At 52.6% G+C, this 7,648-nt stretch carries 13 protein-coding genes and 3 pseudogenes; 12 read left to right on the top strand and 4 right to left on the bottom strand.

Annotated elements, in window-relative coordinates; translation table 11 throughout:
* The 7 genes and pseudogenes from IKE44_RS03780 to IKE44_RS03750 all read left to right on the top strand — a co-directional run.
* Positions 1–127: pseudogene (locus IKE44_RS03780) on the top strand (IS4 family transposase); the annotation flags it as partial.
* A 38-nt stretch (positions 128–165) separates the two neighbouring features.
* Positions 166–432: a hypothetical protein gene (locus tag IKE44_RS03775; RefSeq protein ID WP_287465040.1), complete on the top strand. Its 267-nt coding sequence runs from the start codon at positions 166–168 to the stop codon at positions 430–432.
* A 172-nt stretch (positions 433–604) separates the two neighbouring features.
* Entirely contained in the window at positions 605–1,276 is a 672-nt protein-coding gene (gene queC / locus IKE44_RS03770) for a 7-cyano-7-deazaguanine synthase QueC (protein ID WP_053532241.1), read from the top strand.
* Positions 1,273–1,710: a 6-carboxytetrahydropterin synthase QueD gene (gene queD / locus IKE44_RS03765; RefSeq protein ID WP_033015875.1), complete on the top strand. Its 438-nt coding sequence runs from the start codon at positions 1,273–1,275 to the stop codon at positions 1,708–1,710. The genes queC and queD overlap by 4 nt, the downstream gene beginning before the upstream one ends.
* Positions 1,710–2,444: a 7-carboxy-7-deazaguanine synthase QueE gene (gene queE / locus IKE44_RS03760; RefSeq protein WP_033015876.1), complete on the top strand. Its 735-nt coding sequence runs from the start codon at positions 1,710–1,712 to the stop codon at positions 2,442–2,444. The genes queD and queE overlap by 1 nt, the downstream gene beginning before the upstream one ends.
* Before the next feature lie 52 nt (positions 2,445–2,496).
* On the top strand, positions 2,497–2,994 hold the full coding sequence (queF, locus tag IKE44_RS03755) for a preQ(1) synthase (RefSeq protein WP_025948364.1): 498 nt from the start codon (positions 2,497–2,499) through the stop codon (positions 2,992–2,994).
* Positions 2,995–3,047: 53 nt separating this feature from the next.
* On the top strand, positions 3,048–3,731 hold the full coding sequence (locus IKE44_RS03750) for an NAD(P)H-binding protein (RefSeq protein WP_033015878.1): 684 nt from the start codon (positions 3,048–3,050) through the stop codon (positions 3,729–3,731).
* Positions 3,732–3,763: 32 nt separating this feature from the next.
* On the opposite strand, the gene IKE44_RS03745 is transcribed toward IKE44_RS03750, so the two are convergent.
* The 3 genes from IKE44_RS03745 to IKE44_RS03735 all read right to left on the bottom strand — a co-directional run bounded on the left by IKE44_RS03745 (position 3,764) and on the right by IKE44_RS03735 (position 5,148).
* Complete coding sequence (locus IKE44_RS03745) at positions 3,764–3,943, bottom strand: YkvS family protein (protein WP_287465038.1); 180 nt, start codon at positions 3,941–3,943, stop codon at positions 3,764–3,766.
* A gap of 231 nt (positions 3,944–4,174) precedes the next feature.
* Positions 4,175–4,759, bottom strand: a complete 585-nt coding sequence (locus tag IKE44_RS03740; protein WP_033015879.1) for a cell wall hydrolase — start codon at positions 4,757–4,759, stop codon at positions 4,175–4,177.
* A 194-nt stretch (positions 4,760–4,953) separates the two neighbouring features.
* On the bottom strand, positions 4,954–5,148 hold the full coding sequence (locus IKE44_RS03735; protein WP_033015881.1) for a hypothetical protein: 195 nt from the start codon (positions 5,146–5,148) through the stop codon (positions 4,954–4,956).
* A gap of 171 nt (positions 5,149–5,319) precedes the next feature.
* On the opposite strand from IKE44_RS03735, the gene IKE44_RS03730 reads away from it, so the two are divergent.
* The 4 genes and pseudogenes from IKE44_RS03730 to IKE44_RS03715 form a co-directional block, all read left to right on the top strand.
* Positions 5,320–5,982, top strand: a complete 663-nt coding sequence (locus IKE44_RS03730) for a hypothetical protein (protein ID WP_033015882.1) — start codon at positions 5,320–5,322, stop codon at positions 5,980–5,982.
* A gap of 253 nt (positions 5,983–6,235) precedes the next feature.
* Positions 6,236–6,373, top strand: a pseudogene (locus tag IKE44_RS03725) (SDR family NAD(P)-dependent oxidoreductase); the annotation flags it as partial.
* Positions 6,374–6,423: 50 nt separating this feature from the next.
* The gene (locus tag IKE44_RS03720) at positions 6,424–6,669 is read left to right on the top strand and encodes a YueH family protein (RefSeq protein ID WP_033010762.1); all 246 of its coding nucleotides are present in this window, start codon (positions 6,424–6,426) and stop codon (positions 6,667–6,669) included.
* 50 nt (positions 6,670–6,719) lie between these two features.
* Positions 6,720–7,034: pseudogene (locus IKE44_RS03715) on the top strand (ATP-binding protein); the annotation flags it as partial.
* 57 nt (positions 7,035–7,091) lie between these two features.
* Here IKE44_RS03715 and IKE44_RS03710 read toward each other — a convergent pair.
* Positions 7,092–7,220 (bottom strand): hypothetical protein, encoded by a 129-nt coding sequence (locus tag IKE44_RS03710; RefSeq protein WP_255350130.1) that lies wholly within the window; start codon positions 7,218–7,220, stop codon positions 7,092–7,094.
* A 239-nt stretch (positions 7,221–7,459) separates the two neighbouring features.
* Between IKE44_RS03710 and IKE44_RS03705 the strand changes: the two genes are divergently transcribed.
* Positions 7,460–7,648: transposase family protein (locus IKE44_RS03705; RefSeq protein ID WP_353806751.1), on the top strand; the 189-nt coding region annotated here is incomplete at its 3' end.

The raw sequence follows: 7,648 nt of genomic DNA, 5'->3' as shown, positions 1-7,648 counted from the left end.
TTCCTTCATTTCGTTTGTTCGCCGTTTTTTCTCTGGGCAGCTTCCTCTCGATTGGAAATCCGGGATGGCCGCTGCTTTGTTTGAGTATGCCCAAATTTATGGAAGGCGTATGTATAATTTTGGATAATCAACACTCGTGTTGTCATCTCGATTTATGTGCTTGTTGTGTTCCCGATCATCGCGGTCTCTATTTGGGCGGTGACGCGCGTGATCAAACAGCTGTTTGCTGTTCAGCAGCGCCGTTCGCTTCCGGTGCTGCTCGCTTGCTTGTTTGTCGGGGGAATGTTTTTTCAGGAGAAGATACATATTGAGCAGTTGACGGAATGGACAGCGAAGGCGGGATTTTATCTTGTCGCGGTGTATGTTCCGCTCCTGTATGTGTACGTATGGGTGGCGGAAAAAGTGAAAAAGGCGCTACAACAAAAGCCATAAGTATGGTATAGTAAAGAAGAAAAACAGAAGAATCGCAATTCCGTACGCTTGTACGGGAGAGGTTTCTAGCAAAACCCTCTATAAAAAACTAGGGGCGGCTGTATCCTAGGGGTATGGCCTTTTTTGTTTTGGAAACCTCTTCTTCTGCTGATTCAGAAGGAGGTTGATTGTGATGAAGATGAAGGAAGAAAAGGCGGTTGTCGTCTTCAGCGGCGGCCAAGACAGCACGACGTGTTTGGTTTGGGCGAAAGAGCAGTTTGGGGAAGTGGAAGCGGTGACGTTTGACTATGGGCAGCGTCATCGCCGCGAAATTGAAGTCGCTCAGGCAATTGCCGCTGAGCTTGGCGTTCGCCATACGGTGCTCGATATGTCGCTGCTTGGGCAATTGGCGCCGAACGCCTTGACGCGTGATGATATCGCCATCGAACAAAAGGAAGGCGGGCTGCCGACGACGTTTGTGGACGGGCGCAATTTGTTGTTTTTATCATTCGCCGCGGTGTTTGCCAAACAACGGGGCGCGCGCCATCTCGTCACCGGAGTGTGCGAAACAGATTTCAGCGGCTATCCGGACTGCCGCGATGTGTTTATCAAATCATTGAACGTCACGCTGAATTTAGCGATGGATTACGAATTTGTCATTCATACGCCGCTCATGTGGCTGACGAAAGCGGAGACGTGGAAGCTCGCGGATGAGCTCGGGGCGCTCGAGTTCATTCGCACGAAGACGCTGACGTGCTATAACGGCATCATCGCCGACGGCTGCGGCGAATGTCCAGCATGCGTGCTGCGCAAGCGCGGATTGGATGACTATTTGCGGGAAAAAGCGGGGGTGGAAGCACAATGATGCATCAGCTCTATCCTCAAGTTTGGCACGATTACCGTTATGAGTTGAACAAAGATATGCACATCGCCGCCGCCCATTTCATCCCGCACGAAGCGGCCGGAAGCTGCGCAAACGTGCACGGCCACACGTACATCGTCAATGTGACGGTCGCCGGCGATGAGCTTGATGAGAGCGGTTTTTTAGTCAACTTTCAAACGTTAAAACAGCTCGTTCATCGCAAGCTGGACCATACGCTGCTCAACGACCATAGCGATTGGTTTGACGGTCATGACCCGAATCGGTTTCCGACGTCGGAAGTGGTGGCGCGCACGATTTATGAAACGATTCAGCGCTATTTGGATACGCTGCCGCACAAGCCGAAATGTTTGCAAGTGTTTGTCCGCGAAACGTCGACAAGTTATGTCGTCTACCGGCCGAAAGCGGGGGACCGGTAATGGCGCGCACGATTCCGGTGTTGGAGATTTTTGGTCCGACCATCCAAGGAGAGGGAATGGTGATCGGCCAAAAGACGATGTTCGTCCGCACAGCCGGCTGCGATTATCGCTGCCGCTGGTGCGATTCGGCGTTTACGTGGGACGGATCAGCGAAAGACGAGATCGAGCAGTTGACGGCAGACGACATTTGGCGGCGGCTTGAAGCCATGGGCGGCCGCCGCTTCCGCCACGTGACGATTTCAGGCGGCAACCCGCTTCTCATTGCCGCTCTTGGAGAGCTTGTCGCCCTTCTTCACGAAAAAGGGGTGCGCGTTGCGGTTGAAACGCAAGGGAGCCGCTGGCAAGACTGGCTGCTCGATGTAGACGATGTCACCATTTCCCCAAAACCGCCAAGTTCGGGGATGGACACCGACTGGTCGGCGCTCGATCAAATCATGGAACGGCTGCAGGCTGACCAAAGCCGGGTGCGGCGCATCAGCTTGAAAGTCGTCGTCTTTGATGACACCGATTTGGCGTATGCGAAAGAGGTGCACTGCCGCTACCCAGGTGTTCCGTTTTATTTGCAGACAGGAAACGCCGATGTGGCCGATTCAGATGTGGATGCACTCCGCGCGAAGCTTCTCCATCGGTTGGAATGGCTGGTGGAACGAGCCGCCGATTCGGAGGAGCTGGCCGACGTCCACATCCTGCCGCAGCTGCACACGCTTCTTTGGGGAAACAAGCGCGGCGTGTAAAGCGGGGTGCGGCGATTCGCCCGGCAATGAATAATGAGGGAGGAATGAAGGAATGGCAGGAAGAAAAGAGGAAGAATTGAAAGACTTGACGCTGCTTGGCCATCAAGGGACAACGTATTCGTTTACGTACAACCCCAATCTGCTTGAAGTGTTTGACAACAAACATCCTGACCGGGATTATTTCGTGAAGTTCAATTGTCCGGAGTTCACCTCGCTATGTCCCAAAACCGGCCAGCCGGACTTCGCGACGATTTACATCAGCTACATCCCGGACAAAAAATGCGTCGAAAGCAAATCGTTGAAGCTGTATTTGTTCAGCTTCCGCAATCATGGCGACTTTCACGAAGACTGCGTCAACATCATTATGAACGATTTGATTAAAGTCATGGAACCGCGCTATATCGAAGTGTGGGGCAAATTCACCCCGCGCGGCGGCATTTCCATCGATCCGTACTGCAACTGGGGGCGCCCGGGGACGAAATACGAAAAAATGGCGGAATATCGGCTGCTCAACCACGACTTGTATCCAGAAAAAGTCGACAACCGCTAGAGATGAAAAAAGAGGTAGTTTTTTCGCGCCAACTCCTATATAATGGACAATGAATGTTTGCCTTGGAGGTTTTGGCGTTGGAGCGAAGAACAGCTCTTTTGCTTGGGGCGAGCGGCTTGGTCGGCGGGGAACTGCTCAAGTTGCTGCTTGAGTCGGATTTGTACCGGCAAGTGACCATTTTTGTCCGCACCCCGCTGCCGATTAAACATGAAAAACTGCAGCAAGTCGTCGTCGATTTTGCGCGGCTTGAATCGTATGAGCGGCATTTTTATGTCGATGATGTGTTTTGCTGCCTCGGAACGACGCGGAAAAAGGCGAAAACGAAGCAGCAGTTCATTCAAGTTGACTATGAATATACGCTGCGCGCGGCGGCGTTGGCGGAAAAGTGCCGCGTGAAAAGCTTTTTGACCGTCTCTTCGGTTGGCGCCAACCCGTGTTCGCCGTTTTTTTACCAGCGCGTCAAAGGAGAGGTGGAAGAGGCGTTGCAGCGGCTTTCCATCCCATCGCTTCATATTTTCCGTCCATCGTTGCTCGTCGGCAAGCGTCGGGAGTTCCGCCTTGGCGAGATGCTCGCCGGGTGGCTGTTATGCCGGCTGCCGTTTTTGTTCGTCGGCAAATGGAAAAAATATAAGCCGGTTGACGCCCATCAGCTTGCATTGGCGATGTTTTACCGGGCGGCGTCCGCAGCGAACGGCGTCCACATCTATGAATGTGATGAACTCGCCTGCATTTCGTAAACAAAAAAGAGGCTCTTGACGGCCTCTTTTTTCTATTCAATAATCTTATAATTTTTATGGTTGACCACCGTCCGCTCTTGCAAATCAAGCTCGCGGTAGTTTTTCATATATGTCAAATCGACGATGACCGAGTTTTCGTTCACTTTTTCCACGATGCCGCGCAATCTATTTTTAAATTCAATAATGTCCCCGACTTTTGCTTTTTTCACCATTCTATCATTCCCCTTTTTAAACCGAATATAGTCGTCGGCGGCTAAAACGGGCGTGATCGGCCGAAAAGGCGGCCGGCTGGTGCGCCCTGGCCGTTGTGCCCGCTCTTTATAAAAAGGAGCAGGCGCTTTTTTACTAGTTTGCCTTATTTTTATGCACAAGTAAAGGGGTTTCTTTCCTAAAATCTGATATTTAAAAAAAAACAAGGGGCGAAGCCGTCCCCTTGTTTTCGTCTACTTGGCAAACACATGGTTGCCGATGACGACCGTCACCGGACGGGAGCGCAGCCATTTGCTTTTCGCCGTTTTCGGATTGTAGAAATAGAGCGAGCCGTTTCCTAAACCGCGAAAAGCAAGTGCTTCTTCAACGGCGCGATATGATTCACGGTCAGCGGGTTCATTGATCGTTCCGTTTGCGACCGGCGTGAATGCATAACGGCCGCCAGAGCGCTCATAAATAACAGCGCGGATCGTATCCGGAAAATCCGGATGGTCGACGCGGTTGAGTACGACCGTTGCCACGGCTACTTTCCCGGCGTACGGCTCCCCTTTCGCCTCGGCATGGACGAGGCGAGCGAGCAAGTCTTTTTCCGCCGCTGTAATGCCTGCGTTCGGGATGATCAGTTTTTCGCCAGGATACAGCCGATCGTCTTTTCTATTTTTTTGCATCAGCTGTTTGAGCGGCACGCCGTATTGCTTCGCGATTTTCCAAAGCGTGTCGCCGCGCTTGACAGTGTGGATGGTTGCCGCATCGGCATGGCCGGCACAGAAAAACATTCCGCACAACACCGCCATCACCCATGCTTTTCCTTTTTTCATCCTGATCCCTCCTCTCGTAAACTCGCTACTAGAGTAACAAGGATGGGAAGATGATTCATTATCGAAATAATGGAAAAAGTGCGCGAAGCATTGAAATGACTAGTTTCATAGGAGGAATGGAAATTTCTCCGCAAGCCAAAACATCCGGCTTTCGGGGCGGAAAGCCGGATGTGAAGCCGCAAAGACGGGAACGTTCAGCTGCGCGGAACATCTGTATAGTGATAAATAATGTGACCGCCGCGCTGGGCGATGCCGCGAAATCGTTTAAAATCGGGCTGTTTGACAAGCACGGCGCGAAAAACAGGGAAGTCTTCTTTTTTCACCAGCAGTTCGGAGATGATTCCGTTGCGCAAATCATGGATTTGTTTGGCCGCCAACGTTTCATCCATCTGATTCCCTCCCAACGTCCATGTGAGGTTGCTGCTGTTATTTATCATAGCGCAACCGGCGTTTAGGATAAATACCTATATTTTGGCCGGGCAAACACCCTTTGCTTGTGCCGACATACAATATGGATGGGTACGCGCCCCGACAACTATGAGCGAGAAAGGGAGAGGACAATGAATCATTGGGACCCTCATATGAATGATCCGTTTCTGAACGCCTCAAACCAAGGCGATAAGGCCGAGCGAATGGACAATAATGCACCGCCCGTGGCGCCGCTGCCGACCGCACCAGCGGCAATGCCGACAGCGTATTATTCGCCGGTGACTCCTTATGGCTACTGGTGTCCGCCGGCTGTGCCGATGGCTCCTTTGGTCAGTCCGGCCCACCTTGACAGTCCGGACGAATTTGACAGCCCGGACAGCTCTGATATGATGCCCCCGGCGCCGCCGCTGGGCTTGGGAGCAGTGCCGAATGTGGCTCCGACCTTCGCCTGGCCGGTAGGAGGGGAAGAAAATGCACCGCCGCTGCCCGATGACGGTGGCGTTGCTCCATACGATATGGCAGCTCCGTATGAAGGGGTGGGAGCTCCTGTTGCCGGTATGACGCCCGGCGTCGTTCCTAGTGCGATGCCGATCATGGGTGTCACGCTCGGTGTTGCCCCTAGCATCGCCCCCGGCGCTGTTCCGTATCCTCCGATGTACTATCCGCCGGCTGCGCCGCTGCCATACGCCCCGGCGGCACCGTACGGTTATCCTGCTGCACCGCTGCCGCCGTATTACGGTGGGGTAGCTCCATATGCGCCCGGCCTTCCGGCGCCGTACGGCCCATATCGGTAAACCGTCAAAAAGACCGCTTCCACGCGGTCTTTTTTTATGTTCCACGGGGGACGGGCCCAGCATAGAGGCTCACCGGCTTGCCAGACGGCCGCTTCCCGTACAGGCGCCAGCATCAACCGCATTGTTCCAAACGCTCCCTTATGGCGGCATATATGTGTTCCCATTGCTGTCAATGGTATAATAAGGAACATAGTTTTTCCCTCAAGAGAGGGAGGAAAAGACGAGGTTGGAGAAAAGAAAGGAGAAGAGGCAAATGGGCATGGAGCGGAAAACAGTGATTGTCACCGGCGGAGCGAACGGCATCGGCAAGGCGGTCTCCGCGATGTTTGCCAAACAAGGTGCGAATGTGGCCATCGTGGATCGGGATGTCAAAAAAGGGGAGGCGTTTGCTAAAATAAATGAATATGGAGAACGGCTTTGCAGCAAAGGTGGGAGGCAATGATGAAAATCCGCAAAACGCCGATCATGGACGGGCAAGCCCCGGTCAACGTATATATTTATGAAAACCGGAAAGAGGAATACATCGTTCTAGCCATTCCGGCGCTTGAATGGTCGTTTTCGTTTTCCTATGGGGAAGAGGCCGGAGCGGTAACCGAGCGGCTCGAGGCGTCGCTGCAAAAGCGGCTTGACCATGAACGTGCTGCCGCGTTGACCGCTCAGTTGCTTGCATGGGCGCGAGAAATGTAACTGGGCGGCCGCTTGTGACTTTGCATGTTAGGAGCTCGATGGTGAAGTGTTTAAACGTAATGAAAAACGCCATTGAAGCAATGCCTAGCGGCGGGAGTTTATACGTCCGCGTTTCCGAAGCGGGAGGAACGGTTTATTTGGATATTGCCGACACAGGCATTGGCATTTCCAAAGAGCGCCTGCAAAAAATCGGCGAACCGTTTTTTACGTTGAAAGAAAAAGGGATGGGGCTCGGGATGACAACAAGCATGAAAATTATCCAGGAACATAAAGGGACAATGCAGATCGAGAGCGAAGTCGGAAAAGGGACGATTGTCCATTTGACGCTGCCGTCCGGCTATGCGGCCGACGCCGCAAGCGGCTGACAAAAGAGGCTGCTCCGACCAAACGTGTCCGCGCCCAAGGCGCGGACACGTTCTTGGTTATGAGCGGTTTTTTTTCGCTTGCTTGGCGGTGTCAACGCTGTCTTTGGCCATTTCCGCCTCTGTTTTCGAGACGGTCGGGTTGGCCACTTCTTGGCTTACTTTGTTTTGTCTCCCTTTTTTCGACATGCTTCCCCCTCTTTTCTTCCCATCGGTCACCGCCGGCCGTACATGCGCAAAATGCCATTTAACAACCCATACGCCGCAAGTCCCCCGCCTCTAAGCGAAGCGTAGGCGGGGGATACGCGGCGTCCTTTTTTTACTGGTTCATCACCAAATTTTGTGATTTAGTGACAAAAAAGAGAAAGCACTGACGAGATCCTGGCCATAATGTTAGCGGTGAAATAAACATTAGGGAGGTCTCGTAAGTGCTTTCTATATCACTAGGATTGCCAGAATTTAAAGTGATTAAACACGAACTTCTTTCCTATGGTTATGCGATTCATGTAGAGAAAACAGAGACACAGGAACGTTGCCCTCATTGTGGGTTTGCCACTTCCTCTGTCCACGACAGACGGACAAGAAAAGTACGGGATTTGGCGATTTTCCATCAACCG

The sequence above is a fragment of the Geobacillus sp. genome, assembly GCF_017515625.1.
In the GTDB taxonomy this organism is placed as follows: domain Bacteria; phylum Bacillota; class Bacilli; order Bacillales; family Anoxybacillaceae; genus Geobacillus; species Geobacillus stearothermophilus.
Note: the sequence above shows the minus strand (reverse complement) of the source record. Positions and strands in the feature narration are given on the sequence as shown.